The 19385-nt window shown below is 67.8% G+C and carries 16 protein-coding genes and 6 pseudogenes; 11 read left to right on the top strand and 11 right to left on the bottom strand.

Going from position 1 to position 19385, the window contains the following annotated elements:
- Window positions 1-25 precede the first annotated feature (25 nt).
- The 6 genes and pseudogenes from ACIGXJ_RS34450 to ACIGXJ_RS34425 form a co-directional block, all read right to left on the bottom strand.
- Window positions 26-295: a hypothetical protein gene (locus ACIGXJ_RS34450; RefSeq protein WP_399653992.1), complete on the bottom strand. Its 270-nt coding sequence runs from the start codon at window positions 293-295 to the stop codon at window positions 26-28.
- A 27-nt stretch (window positions 296-322) separates the two neighbouring features.
- Entirely contained in the window at window positions 323-1063 is a 741-nt protein-coding gene (locus ACIGXJ_RS34445; RefSeq protein ID WP_399653990.1) for a hypothetical protein, read from the bottom strand.
- Window positions 1060-2568 (bottom strand): RHS repeat-associated core domain-containing protein, encoded by a 1509-nt coding sequence (locus tag ACIGXJ_RS34440; RefSeq protein ID WP_399654271.1) that lies wholly within the window; start codon window positions 2566-2568, stop codon window positions 1060-1062. Before ACIGXJ_RS34440 ends, ACIGXJ_RS34445 begins: the two co-directional genes overlap by 4 nt.
- Before the next feature lie 78 nt (window positions 2569-2646).
- Window positions 2647-2742 (bottom strand): annotated as a pseudogene (locus tag ACIGXJ_RS34435) (hypothetical protein); the annotation flags it as partial.
- A 2158-nt stretch (window positions 2743-4900) separates the two neighbouring features.
- Window positions 4901-5920, bottom strand: a pseudogene (locus ACIGXJ_RS34430) (toxin TcdB middle/C-terminal domain-containing protein); the annotation flags it as partial.
- Window positions 5921-6959: 1039 nt separating this feature from the next.
- Window positions 6960-7817 (bottom strand): annotated as a pseudogene (locus ACIGXJ_RS34425) (SpvB/TcaC N-terminal domain-containing protein); the annotation flags it as partial.
- 197 nt (window positions 7818-8014) lie between these two features.
- Between ACIGXJ_RS34425 and ACIGXJ_RS34420 the strand changes: the two are divergent.
- Window positions 8015-8209, top strand: a complete 195-nt coding sequence (locus tag ACIGXJ_RS34420; RefSeq protein ID WP_399653987.1) for a transposase — start codon at window positions 8015-8017, stop codon at window positions 8207-8209.
- Complete coding sequence (locus ACIGXJ_RS34415; RefSeq protein WP_399653984.1) at window positions 8206-8484, top strand: hypothetical protein; 279 nt, start codon at window positions 8206-8208, stop codon at window positions 8482-8484. The genes ACIGXJ_RS34420 and ACIGXJ_RS34415 overlap by 4 nt, the downstream gene beginning before the upstream one ends.
- Before the next feature lie 2 nt (window positions 8485-8486).
- Here the strand turns inward: ACIGXJ_RS34415 and ACIGXJ_RS34410 are convergent.
- Window positions 8487-8905, bottom strand: a pseudogene (locus tag ACIGXJ_RS34410) (DUF1524 domain-containing protein); the annotation flags it as partial.
- Between ACIGXJ_RS34410 and ACIGXJ_RS34405 the strand changes: the two are divergent.
- From ACIGXJ_RS34405 to ACIGXJ_RS34385, 5 genes are all read left to right on the top strand, one after another.
- Window positions 8870-9256 (top strand): hypothetical protein, encoded by a 387-nt coding sequence (locus ACIGXJ_RS34405; protein ID WP_399654292.1) that lies wholly within the window; start codon window positions 8870-8872, stop codon window positions 9254-9256. The pseudogene ACIGXJ_RS34410 and the gene ACIGXJ_RS34405 overlap by 36 nt on opposite strands.
- A gap of 1029 nt (window positions 9257-10285) precedes the next feature.
- Window positions 10286-10471 carry a hypothetical protein gene (locus tag ACIGXJ_RS34400; protein WP_399653981.1) on the top strand — a complete coding sequence of 62 codons (186 nt, stop codon included), beginning with the start codon at window positions 10286-10288 and terminating at the stop codon, window positions 10469-10471.
- A 237-nt stretch (window positions 10472-10708) separates the two neighbouring features.
- A complete protein-coding gene (locus ACIGXJ_RS34395; protein WP_399654268.1) occupies window positions 10709-11758 on the top strand; it encodes an NADP-dependent oxidoreductase in 1050 nt (349 codons plus the stop codon).
- Window positions 11759-11804: 46 nt separating this feature from the next.
- Window positions 11805-12263: a MerR family transcriptional regulator gene (locus tag ACIGXJ_RS34390; RefSeq protein ID WP_399653978.1), complete on the top strand. Its 459-nt coding sequence runs from the start codon at window positions 11805-11807 to the stop codon at window positions 12261-12263.
- A 685-nt stretch (window positions 12264-12948) separates the two neighbouring features.
- Entirely contained in the window at window positions 12949-13524 is a 576-nt protein-coding gene (locus ACIGXJ_RS34385) for a hypothetical protein (protein WP_399653975.1), read from the top strand.
- A 621-nt stretch (window positions 13525-14145) separates the two neighbouring features.
- Here the strand turns inward: ACIGXJ_RS34385 and ACIGXJ_RS34380 are convergent.
- Together ACIGXJ_RS34380 and ACIGXJ_RS34375 are read right to left on the bottom strand one after the other, a co-directional pair.
- Window positions 14146-14347, bottom strand: a pseudogene (locus ACIGXJ_RS34380) (Tn3 family transposase); the annotation flags it as partial.
- Window positions 14348-14410: 63 nt separating this feature from the next.
- Window positions 14411-15239 (bottom strand): annotated as a pseudogene (locus tag ACIGXJ_RS34375) (IS5 family transposase).
- A gap of 243 nt (window positions 15240-15482) precedes the next feature.
- Between ACIGXJ_RS34375 and ACIGXJ_RS34370 the strand changes: the two are divergent.
- Window positions 15483-16004 carry a methyltransferase domain-containing protein gene (locus tag ACIGXJ_RS34370; protein ID WP_399653972.1) on the top strand — a complete coding sequence of 174 codons (522 nt, stop codon included), beginning with the start codon at window positions 15483-15485 and terminating at the stop codon, window positions 16002-16004.
- On the opposite strand, the gene ACIGXJ_RS34365 is transcribed toward ACIGXJ_RS34370, so the two are convergent.
- Both ACIGXJ_RS34365 and ACIGXJ_RS34360 read right to left on the bottom strand, forming a co-directional pair.
- The gene (locus ACIGXJ_RS34365) at window positions 15935-16204 is read right to left on the bottom strand and encodes a hypothetical protein (RefSeq protein ID WP_399653969.1); all 270 of its coding nucleotides are present in this window, start codon (window positions 16202-16204) and stop codon (window positions 15935-15937) included. The two genes, ACIGXJ_RS34370 and ACIGXJ_RS34365, sit on opposite strands and share 70 nt — an antisense overlap.
- Before the next feature lie 462 nt (window positions 16205-16666).
- A complete protein-coding gene (locus tag ACIGXJ_RS34360) occupies window positions 16667-17083 on the bottom strand; it encodes an arsenate reductase ArsC (protein WP_399653967.1) in 417 nt (138 codons plus the stop codon).
- A gap of 101 nt (window positions 17084-17184) precedes the next feature.
- On the opposite strand from ACIGXJ_RS34360, the gene ACIGXJ_RS34355 reads away from it, so the two are divergent.
- From ACIGXJ_RS34355 to ACIGXJ_RS34345, 3 genes are read left to right on the top strand one after another with little or no spacing between them, the layout of a single operon-like run.
- The gene (locus ACIGXJ_RS34355; RefSeq protein ID WP_399653964.1) at window positions 17185-17499 is read left to right on the top strand and encodes an ArsR/SmtB family transcription factor; all 315 of its coding nucleotides are present in this window, start codon (window positions 17185-17187) and stop codon (window positions 17497-17499) included.
- A gap of 40 nt (window positions 17500-17539) precedes the next feature.
- Window positions 17540-18331 (top strand): aquaporin, encoded by a 792-nt coding sequence (locus ACIGXJ_RS34350; RefSeq protein WP_399653962.1) that lies wholly within the window; start codon window positions 17540-17542, stop codon window positions 18329-18331.
- Window positions 18328-19383 carry an ArsO family NAD(P)H-dependent flavin-containing monooxygenase gene (locus tag ACIGXJ_RS34345; RefSeq protein ID WP_399653959.1) on the top strand — a complete coding sequence of 352 codons (1056 nt, stop codon included), beginning with the start codon at window positions 18328-18330 and terminating at the stop codon, window positions 19381-19383. The genes ACIGXJ_RS34350 and ACIGXJ_RS34345 overlap by 4 nt, the downstream gene beginning before the upstream one ends.
- Window positions 19384-19385: the final 2 nt, after the last annotated feature.

Raw genomic sequence — 19385 nt, 5'->3', positions numbered from 1 at the left:
GTCCGCCGTGCTCGCGGATGAACCGTTACTCCGACACCGCTCCGATCTGGTGTGCCGAATGGATGCCGACCGCAAGGAGCGCCCTGCTGGTCTCCTCGGAACCAGTGAGCCTCATGACCCGCTGCATGGCCATGAGCCCCGCCAGGCCCTTCTCCGGGTCCGTTCCCTGCCAACGCAGTGCACGCACGGCACCGTGGTCGTGGAAATCGAAGCTCAGCAGATCGAACTCGGGGTTCAGCCTCTGGAAGGCCCGCATCGCCTTGCTGCTCGGTACTGTGAAGCGCTGCTTGGTCATGTCTTTTTCCTCAGGTGCACGTCGAGGTCAAGGCGCATGCCGCGGTCGAAATGTCTTCCAGGGGCCGCCATAGCTCTCGGACTTCTGGCCGGCGAAGGCGATCACTGTTCTGCCGGTGATGTCCGCGAGCACTTGGGCGTTGGAGGGGAATCCGAGCGAACCGCCGTAGCATGAGATGAACTTGATCGGAGCGTTGCTGGGCCCGCCGTGGCGCCCCAATCGGTACAGGTCGTTGGTCCGCAGGACCTCCGCCACGTAGGCGGCGAATTCCTCGATCGCCATGGGCATCATGGTGTTCCCGTGCGCGCCGGTGGACACCATCACATGTCCCGCCATCCCGTGGGCTGCCACCACGTGGTATGCCGGGCCTCTTTCCCGACGCCGCTCGTAGTACGGGTTCTCACGGTGTACGCCGGCGGGATTCGGCTGGCGGTGTGAACCGGGAGGACTCTGCCCGAAGGAGACCCGGTATCGTTCGACTGCCTCGGATTGGGGGGCCAAGACCATCAGGAGCCGACGCCGCGGCATGGACGCTTGTGTCTCGGACCTGGCCGGCACGATCGCACGGGGATCGTGAAGCAGCACCGGGTTCACCTGAAGCCCGCCACGTCGACCAAGGGTGGCAGCACCGAGAACGGCACCCGACGCCAGAAGACCACTGCCGAGACCGGCCGCACCGCCGATCGTCAGCGGTGGCAGCAGGGCTTCGCCCACCTGTGCGGCGATCCCCAGCGTGAGCAGACCACCGCCGAACAGACTGGAGGTCACCCCCCGATCGCGGAGACGGCAAGCGGACTCCAGCCCGCTGCCGCTGCGCGGCGCATGGACAGCTGTCCGGTGAAGTGCCCCACGAGCGAGCCGGCTGCGGACATCAGCGCTGTCGACGCCGCCGTGGTGAAGATGGCGGGAACACCTGCACCCGCCAGCACGCCGCCGGCGGTCGCGCCCACGGCACCAGCCAGCGTCCCCATGAGGAAGCCGGAGCCGACGCCCATCGCGTGGCCCAACGTCGAGCCCGCGGCGTAACCGGTGCCCAGTGTGACGACCGCGCCGATGACCGAGGAGAGCCAGACACCCATCTCGCCGGTCGTGTCGATCTTGCTTACCGGGTTCCCCTCGACGAACGCGTAGAGATTGAGTCCCCCCGGGCTGCCCAGGGGATCGGGGCTCAGCCAGCGCCCGCGGGAGGCGCTGTAGTACCGCTCGCCGAAGTAGGACAGACCAGATCGAGTGTCGAACTCCTTGCCGGAGTAACCGAACTCCTTGTCCTCCGCCTGGGCGCGTTCGTCGGCCGTGATGAAGGCACCGGCACCGTAGGCCAGATACTCCTGGTAGTTCAGAGGCTGCCCGAGGGCATCCACTTCCCAGGCGACCGAGCCCTGGGCATCGTGGAGCTGGTACCGGTAACTCCAATGATCCTCATCGGGCTCGTAGCCGACGAGGCACACGCAAGTCCCGTCGTCCGTGACACTGACGGTCTGCTGCTCCGTGGTCGCCGGGCCGCTGGTGGCACGGGTCGATCGGTAGTCGCCCACGTAGACCGTTTCCCGGGTGTCGAGTTGCCCGCCGTCGACGCCCGCCCGCCGTTCGAGTTTCGCGACCCTGGCCCTGCCATGGTCATACAGAAACGACGACTCGCCCCGACCATCGGGCAGTTCTGTGTGGAGCAGCGTGTCGGCAGAGCCCCACTCCAGCCGGCGCAGGCCCTGCCATGCCAATGGGTTTCCGTTCGCGTCGTAGGGCTCGCAGGCCAGCCGATTGGAATCGGGCGCCACGTCGAGACGGCTCGTCGACCGAACGGGTCCCTCCTCACCGACATGGATGAGGTTGCCGCTGTCGTCGTAGCCGAAGACCTGCGCATAGTCCTCCAGTACCCGACGTGCCTCAGGTCGCGGCGGGCAGGAGAGCATGAACTCGTCCTGCGGTGGCGGACTCGTCGAGGGTGCGCGCCGCCCCGTCGAACGCACCAGCCGGTACAGGGCGTCGTACGTGTACTCGGAGAGGGGGTTGGCCGGCTGCCCGTAGCAGAACGCCGCCTCGAAGGAGTGGTTCTCGATCCGTGTCACGGTGCCGACGGGGTCGTAGGTGTAGCGAATGTCCTGGAGCACGCGGCTCGGGCCCTCCGTGGCGGAGGTGTCAGGCCCTGGTCCGGTCGTGGTGATCGCCAGCAGTCGGAGCGTGGAGTCCTCGTAGCTGTAGTCCGTCACGGTTCCGTTGCCGTACCGGACGGCTGTGCGCTGGCCGTTGGCGTTGTAGTCGATGGATTCGACCACGGCCGTCCCGGCTGAGGCCGAGGGAGTCTCCACCGTCACGCCCGTCGGCTGTCCGGCTGTGTTGTACGTGTACCTGGACCTGAGCCCATTGGGTGCGGTCTGTCGGCGGACCCGCCCGAGGGCGTCGTACCGGAACAGGGTGGTGAAAGCTGGGCGGTCGGCGACGTCGGACATCGCGGCTGGTGTCCAGTCCGCTTCCGTTCCGGGGTCGGCCCGGAACTGCCGGGTGGTGGCGAGCACCTGCCCGGTCAGCGAGTAGGAGGCATCGGTCAGCAGGCCGGCGGGGTCGTAGTGCCGGAAGACATGACCGTTGAGATTGTGCGCCGCGGCGTCGACCTCGTGCTCTCCGTAGGTGATCCACTCGGTGATGCCGCCGTCTGCGCCGTCGACAGCGCAGACCTCGACCCGGACGGGACGGGACAGCCGGTCGAAGAGACGCGTCGTGTGTGACCGGCCGTCCCAGCTGTGGACCGGATTGCCGAGAACGTCGGCCAGCTGCCAGCGCGATCCGGCGTCGGCGCTGTGCGTGACCAAGGCGTTTCCCGCCATGTCGTAGAGGGTGGTCACCCGCCACGTCCAGTACGCGAAGGGTGGTGAGGCTGTTCTCTTTCAACAGGTCCAGCAACGGGGCGGCAAGGACGCCGAAACGGTCGGCGAAGGCCGATCGGAACGTGTCCTCGTACGGATCGACGTCTTCGGCAAGCCGGGCTCGTTCGGGAACGGCGGCGTCCGGCACCAGGTACCCGTAGTGCACGAGTTGGTCCCAGACCTGCTGTGGCGTGCGGCCGGACCCCTCTGCCACAGAGACCAGATCCGCCGGGCTCACGGCGCCGAGGTTGTTCGCGAGACTGCGCACCGGGCGCCCCGACGCGTCAAGGATCTCCACCGCGGGGGTGTCGAAGAAGGCCGAGGCCTTGTCGAGGGCGTCGCGTTCGGCGTCGCCGTCCGTGGTCGCCGAGCTCCGCGGACATGCGCGGAAGAAGGGCGCTTCCACCACGGTGTCGTCTTCGTCGTACCTCAGCACCGCCCATGGGGAGAAGGATGTCTTGGAGAAGAACCCCTTCGGGGTGTCGGTGCGGATCAGGCGTCCGAGAGGGTCGTAGTGGAGGACCATCGGGGGCGGCAGAGTCCCGCCGGAGGTGGGCTCGAGCTCGTAGGCCGGGGTGTGCGCGAAGCGCGGCAGGTACTGCTTGGCCGTCAGGCCCTTGTTGTTCCGGGCGACATGCCCGGAGACGATCCATCGTTGGGTCTCCCCTGTACCGGGGTCTGTCCTGAGCTTGTCCTGAACGATCCTGCCGAGGCCATCGGTGTAGGTGATCCCTGTCTGCAGTGCCGGGCTCGTGTCGTCCTGCGGTTCGTGGACATGGCACAGTCGTCGGACACCGACGGCTGACGGCGGCTGCTGTCGTTCGGCCCAGGCGAACAGGTCGTAGAAGAAGTAGGCCGAAGCGTCTTGGACATACCGGGCCGGGTTCTCCACCACATCCTGGAAAGAGGGGTTCGGGTGCGGGACATAGTCGCTCAGCGGGGCGTCACCCGCCGGAATCCCGTCTTCGGTACCGGTCGTCGTTGACACGACGACCACACCGAGCGGGTCAAGGCCCACCTCGGTGACATTGCCGTTGACGTCGACCACCCGCCAGGGTGCGAGCACGTGGTAGTCGTTGTCGGCCCGCACGCGCAGTGGGATGGCAGGTGTCGTTTCGCTGCCTCGGACATAGTGTGTGACCTCCACCGGAAGGACGTGGTATCGGTCATACGCAATGGTGGTGGTGGGGTTGAGGCTGCTTTCCGGATCCACGGCCGGGAAGAGGCCGTCGATGCGACGCGGGAGGAAGAACGCGGCCGGATCGTCGGAGTAGTGCTGAATCAGGCCCCGGTTCCACCAGTACAGGTCGCTGAGCGCGTACCCGCAGCATCGCATGAGCGTATCCGTGTCGGCTTTGCCGCCGAAGATCTCGTGGGCCATCTGCTGTGTCATCACGGCATGTTCCTCGTGATGCAGCAGGCCGCGGGGACCTGTCTGACCCAGGGGCAACGGATGGCTCAGCGTCTCGTCCCAGTAGAGCGATCTCGTCCAGGAGAACAGACGCCCTTGGCATTTGTCTGGCTGGAACGGCGCTCCGAATGCGAGCGGATCCTGGAGCGCCTCGTGGACCCGGGCTCGCAGCGAGTCGATGGCGAAACCGTCAGGCGGGGCTGTCAGCCCGGCGACCTCGTACTGCCGGCTCTCCACGGCGAGGCCGATGCATCGGTAGGGGGCGGTGTCGGTTGCGAGATGGTTGGCGTAAGTCGCATCGGTGACTGTGACATGCGTCCGACGCTGCTCGGGGTAGACCCGGCCGCGCGATCCGTCGCGCCGTGGGTAGGCGATCCGGCACGACCGGCGTATGTTCCCGAACTCGTCGACCTCCAGGGCGAGATCGTGCGTCACCCGAGGATCGGACGGCTCCCGGTCGTACTCCGACGTCAGGGTTTCGAGTGGGTGCACGAGGAAGACGGCGAACCGTTGTCCTGCCCGAGGCTGGACCAGCCGGATTCCGGCACATCGGTCCACGACGCTGTAAGGGTTCGGCGAACGGGAGGAGCCGTCGAGCCCGTACACCTCCTGACGCAGCATGCTTCCGGCGAGAGCTGCACAGGCTTGCCGCCGGGTCTCGGGATCCTGCTCTTCGAGGCCGGCATCGAACCTGGTCCCCGCAGGGGGCCGCGCCCGCGGATCTCCCTTCCAGTACTCCCGGTCGCACCGGTGCGACCGTGCCTCCCCGTCGAGGGGCTCTCCCGTGTGGAACCATGTGCGGATGTAGGTCGGTGGGACGTACAGCTCCTTCTCGACATGGCGCACTGTCCCCGCGGATGCCTGAGTCGCCGCATCGAAGTCGGCATACTCCTCCGTGTCCCAGGTCTCGACGAAGCCGAAGCCGCGGAACTGCCTGTCCTGAGGGTCGTAGCGTCCGTCGTGGTACCGGTAGCGTGTGACGTACCGGGTTCCGCTCGGCCCGTCGATGCGCTCTATGCATTCCACCACTTGGACGGGGAAGTGCAGCCGAGTGGCCCAGGTGCGGCCTTGTCGCTTGTCCTCCAGATACTGGTTGACCGAGGACGTGTAGTGAATTTTGGTTGTGGACCCCAACTGGTTGACCACGCTTGTCAGCAGATAGGGCTTGGAACCGCCGGAGAAGTCGTATACGTGGTGGACGACCTCCGGCGTCAGTCGGGTGAGGATGAGGCACGTCGTGCCGTTGCCGTAGACATCGACGAAGTTGATCTGACTCAGGTCGTCGTACGCGACAGGCAGGTGGAATGGACAGCGGGGTGGCGAAACCGTTTCCGCTCCGGTTGCAGAACACAAGAACGCGGTCGGGTTGCATGTAGATCATGTCGACGGGCCCTGAATCGTCGATGTCGGCGAGGAAGAGTCGGCCGGGATCCAGGCCACCCGGGAACCGCGGCGCGTTCTGAAAGGTCACCTTTGGTCCGAATCGGCCGTGTCCGAGATTCGGCCAGCACGCGACCTCGCCGTCCCGAACTCGAACCCGATGGGGGAGTCCGTCACCGAACAAGTCGGCGAAAGCGACGAACTCCTGGTTGCCGGGAGCGGCACGCAAAGGGAAATCGTTCCGGCAGGGCGCCTCTTCGGGGAAGCCGTAGCCGTGCAGGCCGAGTGACGGCCATGTCCGGATCATCGCGCGGTCAAGCAATGCGATGTCGGTGCGTCCGCTCCCGGTCATGTCCACCATTTCCGCGACCGGGTTGAAAAGGTCAGCCGGTGCCTGCGAGAACGGACGGAACGGTTCCCAGTGTCCCTCGCCGTCGGAACGGTAGTACCCTGCTCTGCCCGGTTCGCTGACGACGAGATCCTGGCGACCGTCGCCCAGCAGGGACGTCAGGAAGAGTCGGGATTCGCCGATGTCGGACTGGAGGGGGAAGGTGCGCGGGTTCAGCGGTCCGCTGTAGCGGCCCTCGCCCAGCGGCTCCCAGAAGAGGGTGGTGTCCTTGTCGTTGTAGAGCACACCGGGAAGTCCCTGCCCTTCGAGGTCGACCATGAGGTACTGGCCCTGGGAGAGGTGAGAGGGAACGGCGCTGAACTTCTCGTCAGCCGTCAGCCGCCGAAAGGCGTGCCCGTCTGGCTGGAAAGCCGAGTAGCCAAGCAGCAGCGGGGGGTTGTGCGCACGTTGGTAACTCCCATCCGCCAGCTTGCGGTAACCGGTCTCGGTGACCTGACTGATGAAGGACAGACCTGCGGAGTGCTCGAGTCCAGCCAGGGCGCCCTGGTCGTATGTGAATTCGAGCGCCCGGACAAGGAACGGTTGTCCGTCGAACTGATCGGGGAAGCAGTGGTGCAAGCGGATAGACCGACACAGACGCATGGTGCGGATCTCGAAACCGCTCCGAAAGGTCGAGAAGGGGTCTGGGCGTACCGCCCAGTCACCGGGGGGACAATCAGGATCCGTCGGAGAATATTCCCCGTAGTCAAAAACGAGTTGACAGGAGAAGTGCTCGGAACCCTGTAGCAGGTAGTTTCCGTAGTCGATGCGCGCGATGTAACGGTTGGCTTGGTGATCCCGGCCTTGCTCGGACGGCACGGAAGGAACCCCGACGTCGTCCTCGGCTTTGTAGTGGTAAACGATTCTGTTGCCGCAGGAGTCCTCCACCACTTCGGGGAGCCACTGGAATACCCTATCCGGGCGTCGCGCATCGAAGATTCTTCCGTTCGCGGTCAGTCCATAGAGCCACTCGGTATTGTCGCGTGTGACGACTCGCCAGTGGGTGAGCCCGTCGAGACGGTTTGTCCACATCTCGATCGCTGCGAATCGGGACTCGATCCGAGGACGGTAGGACCTCACGTCCCATATAGGACCGTTGGACTCGGACCGAGAATCCGGACCCCAACGTCCCGTTGTCGCATTGCGGACGAGAGCCGGAGTCAGGTCGCCCTCGCCGGACAGAGTAAAGGTGTCCGACCCCTGGTAGCCGGGTATCCCGTCGCTCGTCTTCCTGGAGACGGTGGGAATTGAGATGGAAAAGCCCACGCCGAACGGTCCGTTGCCGCCTCCGGGGTTCCAGGACACCGCTAAACCGGGTTCAATACCCCGCACGCTGGAAGCCGGCACTGGGATGGTGAGAGTGGCCGCTCCAGTAAATCCCTGTGCGTCGAAAGCGTTGGCGATTCCATGCGCAGGTCCGCCGCCCTCAGGGACTTTTATGGCCGGAGCGGAAATTCGCGACTCGTGGCTGGATGTGGACATCCTGTCCCCCTGGCATTGCGTCCTCCGCCAAAGTAACACCCGCTATCGCGACCGCAAATCGAGCGGATGAATGGCGCCCCTGCGTCGCCCTGCGGTTACGACTCGTCGAGCACCCGCAACACGATCTTGTTGCGGTGTGCTGGTCGTCCCGAGCTGTTAGGGCGTTGCCTTCGGATCATCTGATCGTCGGTTGATGTGTGTCGTTGACTGACGCCCATTGGGCGAGGATCGAAGCGTTGCTGCCGGACCGGACGCCGAAGCGGGGCGGACAGTGGCGTGATTACCGGCAGGTGATCGACGCGATCGCGTTCAAGTACCGGACCGCAACTCAGGTGCGCGTGGCATGTGGCCTGCGTGTCCATCGGCAATGGCGATCGTTGCTCTGCGTATGAAACGGACTTATGCCACCTGCTGCTTCGCCGTGCTGACTGTCGGCTGCACCGCCGCCCCCGCCGCAGCCGGCGGTCTCCTGCCGATCGCCTCGCCGGCGTTCGGCACCTTCTGCGCCAATCACGGCAGCCCTCACGCCGGCGGAGCAACCACCCACGGCACCGGCGCCGCCAGCAGCAACCTCGCCGGACTGCCCATCAGCAACCCCACCAACCAGTGCGGCGGAGCCGATCTGCCCGTCTTGCACGTCTCTGCCCCGCGGTCCGGCTTCTTCTAGCCGCTGGCGTACTTGCAGCGGTAGCCCTCCGCCCGGTGCACCCACGTGGTGAGGTCCTGGTCCGTCTTTGACCATCAGCGTGTGGTCGTCGCCCAGGTCGTTGGCGTATGCCTCCCGTTCGGCTGCCGACCAGGTGGAGGCGCCGGAGTTCCAGGCTTCGGCGAGCGGGACCAGGTGGTCGATGTCCAGACTGCGCGGACCATGGATGTAGCGGTCGTCTTAGGGCGAGTACCACTGGCCCCCGGACAGGGTGCGGCGCAGTCCCTGCTCGGTTGCGGTGACGGCCTCGGCCTTGAGGACCTCGGCGTCGGGTGCTGCAGCCGTCCCGGTCCGCGTCGCCCCAGTGCCTGAACGCCGAGCGCTGGTAGCCGGTGCGCTCCGCTCCATGGCGGCATTCGGCCGGGCCGTCGAAGACGAACACCCACGTGCCATGTGGCTAGCGTGTCCCGCGGATACGGCGATCGTTGCTCCACACGTGAAACGGACTTATGCCACCTGCAGCTTCGCCGTGCTGACTGTCGGCTTCACCGCCGCCCCCGCCGCGGCCGGCGGTCTCCTGCCGATCGCCTCGCCGGCGTTCGGCACCGTCTGCGCCAATCACGGCAGCCCTTACGCCGACGGAGCAACCACCCACGGCACCGGCGCCGCCAGCAGCAACCTCGCCGGACTGCCCATCAGCAACCCCACCAACCAATGCGGAGGAGCCGATGCGCCCACCTCATCATTGCAACTGCTGCTCACAGAACCAGGCTTCAGAGAGTCCTTTCTTTAGCGGGTGACGTCCGGCTCCGTCGGCCCGCGGTGCCTCTCCTGCGCATCCGGTCCTGAGCGCAGGTGCACCGTCGCGGCGGCTTCGTACCCGCAGCCGGAGTGGTGATCGGCGTCGGGGCAAGGAGCGCTACGCCGAGGGCAGCCCCGAGTACTCACGGGTCAGCACAGCCGGGTGCCGATCACGGCCGGCAGCCAGCTGCCGCCGACGGCTCGAGCCAGTCGTGGCCGACGGCGACGGTGCGATGCCCTGGACGGTGAACTCGGCCAGGCCGCAGGCCGCAGCGATGTCGCGGAGTCCAGAGATGCCACCGGTCCGCGACCTGGACGGCCTGCGGTGCCCCGGCTGCCGCGCGCAACCGTGAGCGAGGCGCTCACCTACCGGGCACTCGTCGAATGCTTCGACTGCGGCCGCCCCGACACCGCTCCCGGCGAGGACCTCTGCCCGGCATGCCTCGGCTGGCCACCCGGCCGCACCTGCCCGGGCCCCACGCCCCGGCGCGCCCGCCCCGGGGGGCGAACAGTACCGCCGCACCCACGGTCCGGAGAAGCTGTTGTCCGCCATGACGGCATTGGGCACCGAGCAGCACCGGGGATCGGTCCGCCCACCGCAGCTTTACGCGGCCCGGAGGAGGGGGTGACCGGCATCGCAAAGGGCCGCAACGCACCCGCGATCGTTGGCGACGCCTCGCTCGCCTACCTGATCCACATTCAGACCAAGGACGGTGACCGCCCAGAGGAAAGGAGTAGGAGTGGGTCGTACACGCCTTCGGCGAGCAGGGCCCCCAGCTCGCCGAGCAGCTCGCGGCCACCGTCCACGCCTGGGGCCACCATGTCCGTACCGAGGACAACGACGAGCACGCCGATCCCAGCCTGACCGTCCACCCGGCCGGCACGCCCGACCATCTGCTGCCCACTGGCGACGTCCTGGACAAGGCGCCCTCCCGGTCGTGTTCAGGTGGCCGGGTCGGGACGGGCACCTTGCGGCCCCGGCCCGGCAGACCGACACGGTCGCCGCGACCACGAGGGGCGCGTGATCGTCTGGCTGAATGGACCCTTCGGCGGCGGCAAGACCACCCTCGCCTCCGGTCCGTACAGCGCTCCGCCCGGCGCCACGGTCGCCGACCCGGAGGCCGTCGGCGACCTGCTGCGCAGCGCGCTCGGCGTTCACGCACTGCGGCCCAGGACTACCAGGACCTTCCGATGTGGCGGCAGGTGACCAGCGGCTTCGTCGCCGGCCTGGCCAGGCACACAGGCGGCCCCGTCATCGTGCCGATGCCGTCCGAGTTTGTACCGGCCCGCATGGCGCCCGCAGCGCTCGCCGCGGCGCGGTCGACCACCGCGGCCGGAGCCGCTCACCGAGCGAAGGGTTTCACGGCGGTGGCGGGCGGCGTCGGATCCTCGGCGGCGGGAGGGGTTGACCTTCACGCATGCGTCAATGCCTAGCGTCGGCGGCATGAAGCCCTCTTCGAAGACCGCAACGCTGCATGCTTTGACCAGCCGGCCCGGCACAGGGCTGGAGGTCCGCCTCGCCGCACGGCCTGTCGGGCTCCCGGCCCTCGAGCACTTCGAGATCGTCGAGACCGAAGTCCCGGCCCCTGCACCGGGCCAGGTGCTGGTTCACAACCTGTTCATGTCGCTCGATCCCGGCATGTTGATGTTGATGGCGGGCGGGTCCTCGCTGCCGCTGCCACGCTACGAGGTGGGCCTGGTGATGCACGGGGACGCGCTCGGCGAGGTGATTGCCTCGGCAGACCCGTCCCTGAGCGAGGGCGACCTGGTCGTGCACCGCTTCGGCTGGCGAGAGTACGCCGTGGCCGAGGCCGGTGCGTTTCGCCGCGTGGACAAGGCGGCATACCCCAGCCCCTCCATGCACCTGGGGTTCGGGCTGGTGGCCTACGTAGGGCTCATGGAGGTGGCGAGGCTGCGAGCGGGCGACACCGTCCTCGTCTCCAGCGCGGCCGGGGCCACCGGTAGCATGGCTGGGCAGATCGCCCGGCTCAAGGGAGCCCGCCGGGTGATCGGCAGCGCCGGCTCGGCCGACAAGGTCGCCCACCTGACCGGGAAGCTCGGCTTCGACGCGGCCTTCAACTACCACGACGGCCCGGTACTGGACCGGCTGCGCGAAGCGGCCCCGGACGGCATCGACGTCTACTTCGACAACGTCGGAGGCGAGCAGCTGCGCGCCGCCATCGAGGTCATGAACGTGCACGGCCGTATCGCCGTCTGCGGAGCCCTCAACCGGCAGAGCACCGCCCGTCCCGACGAGGGCCCAGGCGACCTGCTGAGCGTCCTGGGCAAGCGGCTGACCATTCGCGGCTTCACCCTGTGGGACCACCTGGACCGGGCCAGGGAATTCGGCGAACAGTTCCGCGACTGGCTGCGCGAGGGATCGATCGTCTACGACGAGACAGTGATCAACGGGCTGCACAGCGCACCCCAGGCACTGCTCGATCTCGTCCGGGGCCGGCACATCGGGAAGACCGTAGTGCGCCTGGCGAGTTGATCACCGGTATACGTCAAGTCCGACAACCCCGACCGGAGGTGACCGCGTGTTGATCGGTGAACTGGCCACACAGACAGGTACCACGACTCGCGCCCTGCGCTACTACGAGGAGCAGGGCCTGCTGGAGTCCGACCGGACGCCGTCGGGCTACCGCGTCTACGGCCCGCACGCAGTGACCAGGGTCCGCAACGTCCGCGACCTGCTCGCCTCCGGGTTCACCGTCGAGAACGTCAAGTCCTTCGTGCGCTATCTCGACACCGATCTGCCGGAGGTCTTCGAGTACTCGCCCGCGTGCGCCGACGGCTACGTCGTCGGCGCACAGCGGGTGGCCGAACTGGAAGAGAAGATCGCAGCCCTGACCCGGCTGCGCGACATCCTCGTCCACCGGATGCCCTGGCTGGCGACGCCCGCCGGCCTGCCGCAGAAGACTCCGATAAGCCCGAGAACGAATGACTCGCCGAGAGGCCAGCGCCCTCCCGCCGGGGTGGCACCGGCCTCTCGGTGATCCACCGGGCGAGCCGCTCCACGTCCCCGGCAGGAGCATCGGGGATCATGCGGGCCGCCATGCGGTGGAAACCAGCCGTACGCAGACGCGCGCGCTGAGCCTCATCTTCTGTCAGGCCTGTTGTGTCCGCCGACGCCTCCAGCCGACGGCCGATGCGGCCGACCCGTGATGGACCCGATCCGGAACCGAGATGCCGAAGTGGGCCACGTGCGCAGAAACCACCTGTCCTGTCCCCTCCTCGCGGCCGCGCTGGTGGCCGCCCGACGACGGTCCGCAGAAGCCGCGTGCCGGCCTCAACCAATGTGCGTAAGCACCGTGCCAGGCGCCACTTCACTGTTCCGGCTGGGTCCGGGTGGTCGCGTTCCCGGTGCAGCAATACCCCAGTCGGCCTGGACTGCACACAGCCCGGGGCAGGAGGTTGTGCTCGGCTACAGCCCTTTCCACCGCGGGCGGCGGATGAAGGGCGCGTTCGTCTCCGCCGCATCCCTTCCTTCGCATCGGCGGCCTAAATATGCATCTCTCCCTAAATGTCAAGTAACTGGATACGAAGGTGTGGTCAGTCGGGTGCAGTCGGGCGTGTCGCTGGCAGATGCCACCAGCATGGTGCACGTCTCCGGTGCCGGTCGGCGTCCGCTACGGCCGGTGTCTGCCGGAGCACGGTTCATGTACCAAAGGGGAGAAAGACATGGCCAACGAGCTGCGCTACGGTGACCGGATCCACCTGCAGAACCTGTTCCAGGGCGACGGCGGCTACCTCGACACCAACGGGGGCGCCAGCGGCGGGGGCGCGAAGTACGGGGTGTCGACCGCGACCGTGCCCAACCGCGGGGCGGGGACCGGGACGTGGGAGATCACCTCCGGCTCCTGCCAGGCCGTCGGCTCGCCCGTCAGGAGCGGGGACATCGTCTACCTGCGCAACCTCTACCAGGACAACGGCGGTTACCTCGACGTCAACGGCGGCGCCACCGGCGGCCAGCAGAACAGCGGCGGCATCTACGACGTGTCCACCGCCTGGGGCAAGGACCGCGACGGCAACAGCAGCCGCTGGCAGATCTTCGACGTCAACGCCTCCCCCCAGGACGGACTCGTCCGCTTCAACGACACCGTCCAGCTGTGGAACACCTACGCCAACCGCGGCGGCTTCCTGGAAACCAACGGCTCCAGCTCAGCCGCCGGCGCCCGCTACGACGTCGACACCAACGCCTACTCCAACCGCGGCAACACCAATGTCACCCTCTGGAAGATCCTGCCTGCCACCTGATAGAAGCGGTTACACGCCAGGGCGGCGCGCTCCCGCGCCGCCCCTGGCGCGACGGACGCCGCGGCAGCCCTACCCCGGTACGGCAAGCGGTCTGCCGGTCCCCGGTGCAAGGGGGCCGGCAGACCCCGGTCAGCCGCGCTCGCTCACGGGCCTTGTGCACGCTTGCTTCTTCACCAGTCTCGTCCTCGTTCAGTTCCGGCTACACCGTCCGGGTCGCGCAGCGGGCGCAGGACGCCGGCCGGGGTCAGCACATGAAGAGGCTGGACCCAACACGATCAGCCAGGGCGGAGTTACTCTTCAGCGAACACGATCGCCTGCACGGGACAAGCCCTGACAGCTTCCTTGGCCATCGGGTCCCCCCTGCCGTCTTCGCTGCCTGGGCGAACCAACCCGAAACCATCGTCGTCTGAGTCAAAACACCGCCGGGGCAGTCAAGGCACACTGCCCCGAACCGATGCAAAGATCAGAGTCGATCCACAACCGCGTGTTCTTGCGCCCCACGGATAGGGTCACCGGCCTGGCCAGGACCAGTGACGACATCTGGAGCATAGGGAGCACGCTCGACCCCAACGGCCGGTTCCCCGCACGGGTGACGGACATTCACTCAATTAGTTCAAAGAAGATCGTGTCGGCCCGAAAATAGTACTGGTCGACGTGAACCAGGCGGCCCTGGTCAGGGCCTCGTGGGCGGGGATCACCACCGGGGCCAGGCCGATGTTGCACGCGCCGACACCAACAGTGCGACCACCGAGGTGGACAGGTCCTTCACCCGAGTCGTGCCGTCACCGAGGTGCACGAAGGCGCCCAGGAAGTCGGTCCAGGCGCGCGGCCCGCATCGCGATCTCCGCCGAGCCCTCGTCCTCGGGCACCAAGGAGCTAACAAGCCCTAACAAAGCCTCTGGACGTGTCGGTGGGTGATCGGGCAGACGGCGAGTCCGAGGAAGGCCTCGTGGATGTCGTCGTGTCGTTCCCAGCGGATGCGCGAGCGGCGGAAGCCGTGCAGCCGGGAGGTGGTGCGCTCGACGACCCAGCGGAAGGTGCCCAGGCCGGTGCCGTGGGGCCGGCCCCGTTCGGCGATCACCGGCCGGATCCCGCGCTGTCGCAGGAGCCGGCGGTACTTGTCGTGGTCGTAGCGGCGGTCGGCGAACAGCATGCCGGGCCGCCGACGCGGCCGGCCGACGACTCCCGCAACCGCCGGGATCCTGTCCAGCAGGGGCAGGAGTTGGGTGACGTCGCCCGCGGTTTCCGCCGGTCGGCGACACCGTGAGCGGGATGCCCTGGCCGTCGGTGACGATGTGGTGCTTGCTGCCCGGTCGTGCGCGGTCGACCGGGCTGGGTCCGCTTCTGGGCCCCTGCGCGCGGCCCCGGACGTGGGAGGAGTCGATCACCGCCCGCGACCAGTCCAGCTGGTTCTTCGACCGCAGCTTGTCCAGCAGCAGCTGATGCAGCTGGTCCCACACACCGGCCTCGTTCCAGGCCGCCAGGCGCCGCCGGCACGCCATGCCCGAGCCGAAGCCGAGATCGTGGGGCAGAAGTACTCCCACTGGATGCCGGTGTGCAGGACGAACAAGATCCCGCACAGGGCCTGCCGGTCCGGCACCCGTGGCCGCCCCTCGACCTGCTTCGGCGGCGGCAGGGCAGCAACGGCGCGATGAGCGACCACAGTCGTCCGACACGATCCACGGCCCGCGACTGACGCTTCCCCATGACCACATCAACGAACGATCAAGCCGACAGTCACATGATCAACTCGCTTTTGTAAGAGCCAGTAAGTGCACCGACGCGACGACGTGCCCCCGTCCCAGCCGGCGGGGCGGCGGCTCGCGGCGGCGGGGCAGGGAGAGGGGGGAGCCTCCGTCCGGGCCATCGGATTCGCGCCCCATTGGCTCCTAAGGTCCTTCTCGCACCACAGGCTGCATCCAGCACTCTCACCCACCGCAAAGGAGCGCCCGGTCACCATGCGCAATCCAGGGACCTTCGTTTCCGAGCACATGCCTGTCTACTCAGGCCGCATCGCAAGGGCCGAGAACTCGCTGCAACACGGCCGTGACGAAAGCAAGTTCCATATGCATGACGGCGAGGCTCTCTTACGCAAGGCCGAGAGGTTCTTCGGACGGCGAAGCGCAGGCGAGCCCAACTGCCTGCTGGACATCGGCTGCGGTTTCGGGGGAACCATCCGGTACTTCGCGCAAAGGGCCGACTTCGCACGGACCGTAGGAGTGGATGTCCAGCAAGAAGTGATCCAACTGGCGGACCGGTTCTTGACTGGTTGCGACGTGGACAGCGGCAAGAAATGCGCCCCGTGGTCGGGGAAAGGAGCGCTGAGCATGGCCACGAGGTCTTGTGCGTCGCGTGCCACGATCACGGAGGCGTCGGGCATGTCATCGCTCATGCGGCTGGAGCGTAGCGGTCAGGGGTGTATCCAGGCGGCGTACGGCACGTTGAAGACGGCGGGGTGGGCGATGCCGCGCCCGTGGTAGCCGTCGTCGCCGTAGGCGTCGCCGTGGTCGGCGCAGAGGATGATCAGCCAGCGGCCTCGCTCGGCGCGGTGGTCGAGGAGCCGGCCGAGGTGTTCGTCGGTGTAGGCGAGGGCGGCGGCCTGCGAGGTGGGGGAATCCTTGCTGGTGTTGAGGTAGTGGCCGTGCGGTACGCGTGTGGCGCTGATGTTGACGAACAGCAACAGCGGTTGCCGGCCGTGGTAGTGGTCGGCGCGTTCGATGGCCTGGTCGACCTGGTGGCGGGTGGAGTCCAGCTCGGGCGAGCAGAGTCAGGCTGCCGGTGGGCCTCGTGGAACAGGCCGGGCAGCACTGACCCGAGGGGCGGCCAGATCCGGGTGTGAGTAGTTGAGGTACAGGAGACCCGGGGGGTTGATCTTGCTGGGCTTCACCTGCCGGTCGCCGTTGCGGGCCCACGCGAGCAATTGGGCCTGCCGTTGGACTCGACGCGGCCGTCGGGCAGCACGACCGGGTTGTCGACGGCGGAGGCCCACGTCGAGCAATTGGGCCACCACGTCATCGGAGCCGCTCTCGCGACTGGTCATTTGTGAGCACGCCGGTTCCGTGCCCCACCGAGTTCGGACTCCCGCCGCGACGGGTTCCGGCTCAGTCGCCTTCGCCGTCACTTTTGCAGGTGCCGGTCGCGGTCACGCCTTCTTGGCGTCGATTTCGGCGATGAGGCTCTCGATGAGGGTCTTGATCTCGTCGCGGATGGGACGGACGGCCTCGACTCCTTGGCCGGCAGGGTCGTCGAGCTGCCAGTCGAGGTAGGTCTTGCCGGGGAAGTAGGGGCAGGCGTCGCCGCAGCCCATGGTGATGATGTAGTCGGAGGCCTGGGCGGCTTCGGGGGTGAGGACCTTGGGGGTCTGGTCGGAGATGTCGATGCCGAGCTCGGCCATCGCGGCAACCGCGGAGGGATTGATCTTGTCGCCCGGCATGGAGCCGGCGGAGCGGACCTCGACGCGGTCGCCGGCGAAGTGGCGCAGGAACCCGGCGGCCATCTGAGAGCGGCCGGCGTTGTGGATGCAGACGAACAACACGGACGCGAGCGGGCTGGCAGTCATCGTTCTTCCTTCATGGCAGGCAGGCTGCGGCACGCCATCGGTATGCGGCATGGTTCAGCACAGGCTGGTATCAGTCCCGGGTGATGTGACAGTATCAGCGGATGATGACGTCAGTCGACGCTGATCTGATCCGGGTTCTGGCCGACCCGCTCAGGTTCAAGATCGTGACCCTCCTCGCGCGGGAGACGCTGTGCACCACCCATCTCGTGGAGGAGACGGGGGCGAAGCAGACGAACCTGTCCAACCACATGAAAGTGCTGCGCGAGGCCGGGGTCGTAGAGACCGAGCCGTGCGGGAGGTTCATCTACTACCGCCTGCGCCCGGAGGTCATCGAAGCGCTCGCCGGTCAGTTCGCCGGCCTCGCCCGGACCGCGCGGGCCACTGCAGAAGCGAACCTCAAGCGGTCCTGCCCTTAAGCCTTCCGCCTTGCCTCACCTGTCCGAGGAGAACCACGCCTTGACCGCCACCGAACCCGCCGCGAGCGACGTCATGACCTCCGAGACGTCGACGCAGCCCGCGCCCGGCGGGACCCCGCCCCGTAGGCCCTTGATCGCCCGCGCGGCTGCGGAGCTGGTCGGGACCGCCGCCCTGGTGGCCATCGTCGTCGGCTCCGGTATCCAGGCCACCGAGCTGACTGGCGACGTCGCGCTGCAGCTGCTGGCCAACTCCACCGCCACCGTCTTCGGCCTCGGCGTCCTGATCGCGCTACTCGGCCCGGTCTCCGGAGCTCACTTCAACCCGGTCGTCAGCCTGGCGGAGTGGTGGACCGCCCGCCGCGGCGGCGCCGGCGTCACAGGCCGCGAGCTCGCCGTGTACGTGCCCTCCCAGATCGCCGGCGCGATCGCGGGAGCCATCCTGGCCGACGCCATGTTCGGCGAGCCCCTGGTGAAGTGGTCCACCCACGACCGTTCGGCCGGGAACCTGCTCCTGGGCGAGGTGGTGGCGACCACGGGCCTGATCCTGCTGATCTTCGGTCTCGCACGCACGGACCGGCTGCGATTCGCGCCGGTGGCGGTGGCCTCCTACATCGGCGCCGCGTACTGGTTCACCTCCTCCACCTCCTTCGCCAACCCCGCGGTCACCATCGGCCGCACGTTCACCGACACCTTCGCCGGCATCGCGCCGTCCTCGATCGCCGCATTCATCGGCATGCAGCTGCTCGGCGCCGTGGCCGGCCTCGCCCTGGTCGCGCTGATCTTCATGAACAGCAAGCACGGCAAGGACGCCGGGGAGCCGTCCGCGTCATGACGCAGCACACGGACGTGGTGGTGGTCGGTGGCGGTCAGGCCGGGCTCGCCGTCGGCTACCACCTGCGCCGCCTGGGCATCGAGCACCTCATCCTCGACGCCCAGACGGCCGCCGGCGGGGCCTGGCAGCACACCTGGGACTCGCTGCGGCTGTTCTCCCCGGCCGCTTACTCCTCACTGCCCGGCCGCCTCATGCCCGGCCAAGAGGGACACCTCTACCCGGACGCCGGTCACGTGGTGGCCTACCTGGCCGACTACGAGAAGCGCTACGAACTCCCCATCCAGCACGGCGTGTGGGTCGACGCGGTCCACGACGAGGGAACGCTGCTGCGGGTGGAGACCGACTCCGGCACCTGGCGTGCCCGCGCAGTCGTCAGCGCGACCGGCACATGGACGCGGCCCTTCGTGCCCGCCGTGGAAGGCCGCCAGGAGTTCACCGGCCGCCAGCTCCACACCGTCCACTACAAGAACCCGGCCGAGTTCGCGGGGCAGCGGGTGGTCGTAGTGGGCGGCGGGAACTCCGGCGCGCAGATCGCCGCCGACCTCACCGGCCAAGCTGCCGTGACGTGGGTGACGCAGCGCCCGCCGCGCTACCTTGCCGACGACATAGACGGCCGCGCCCTCTTCGACGCGGCCACCGCCCGCCGCAAGACCCTGGACGAGGGCCGTACCGACACCGGCGGCGTTGCGTCCCTGGGCGACATCGTCGCCGTGCCTCCGGTGCGCGCGGCCCGTGACGCCGGACTCTTGGCCGCCCGCCCGATGTTCGCCCGCCTCACGGCGAGAGGAGCGGAGTGGGCGGACGGCATCCGGCAGGACGCCGACGCGGTCATCTGGACGACCGGCTTCCGCCCCGCCCTCGCCCACCTCGCCGGCCTGCGCCTGCGCGGCACCCGCGGCCACATCGCCACTACCGGCACTCGCGCCTCCGAGGACCCGAGGCTGCACTTCCTCGGCTACGGGGACTGGACCGGCCCGGCCTCCGCCACCTTGATCGGAGTGGGACGAACGGCCCGCGAGGCCGCCCGTGAGATCCGCACCCTGCTCAGCTGACC

The organism is Streptomyces sp. NPDC053367 (genome assembly GCF_044545925.1).
In the GTDB taxonomy this organism is placed as follows: Bacteria; Actinomycetota; Actinomycetes; order Streptomycetales; family Streptomycetaceae; genus Streptomyces.
The sequence above is the reverse complement of the archived record's forward strand: the minus strand, read 5'-3'. Positions and strand labels throughout refer to the sequence as shown.

What these genes read in the sequence shown, in the direction of transcription:
- ACIGXJ_RS34415 (WP_399653984.1), top strand. Translation starts at nt 8,206, where the DNA reads ATGAAACGGACTTATGCCACCTGCTGCTTCGCCGTGCTGACTGTCGGC.
- ACIGXJ_RS34360 (WP_399653967.1), bottom strand. Translation starts at nt 17,083, where the DNA reads ATGACTGCCAGCCCGCTCGCGTCCGTGTTGTTCGTCTGCATCCACAAC.
- ACIGXJ_RS34405 (WP_399654292.1), top strand. Translation starts at nt 8,870, where the DNA reads ATGGCGGCATTCGGCCGGGCCGTCGAAGACGAACACCCACGTGCCATG.
- ACIGXJ_RS34345 (WP_399653959.1), top strand. Translation starts at nt 18,328, where the DNA reads ATGACGCAGCACACGGACGTGGTGGTGGTCGGTGGCGGTCAGGCCGGG.
- ACIGXJ_RS34370 (WP_399653972.1), top strand. Translation starts at nt 15,483, where the DNA reads ATGCGCAATCCAGGGACCTTCGTTTCCGAGCACATGCCTGTCTACTCA.
- ACIGXJ_RS34395 (WP_399654268.1), top strand. Translation starts at nt 10,709, where the DNA reads ATGAAGCCCTCTTCGAAGACCGCAACGCTGCATGCTTTGACCAGCCGG.
- ACIGXJ_RS34355 (WP_399653964.1), top strand. Translation starts at nt 17,185, where the DNA reads ATGATGACGTCAGTCGACGCTGATCTGATCCGGGTTCTGGCCGACCCG.
- ACIGXJ_RS34450 (WP_399653992.1), bottom strand. Translation starts at nt 295, where the DNA reads ATGACCAAGCAGCGCTTCACAGTACCGAGCAGCAAGGCGATGCGGGCC.
- ACIGXJ_RS34385 (WP_399653975.1), top strand. Translation starts at nt 12,949, where the DNA reads ATGGCCAACGAGCTGCGCTACGGTGACCGGATCCACCTGCAGAACCTG.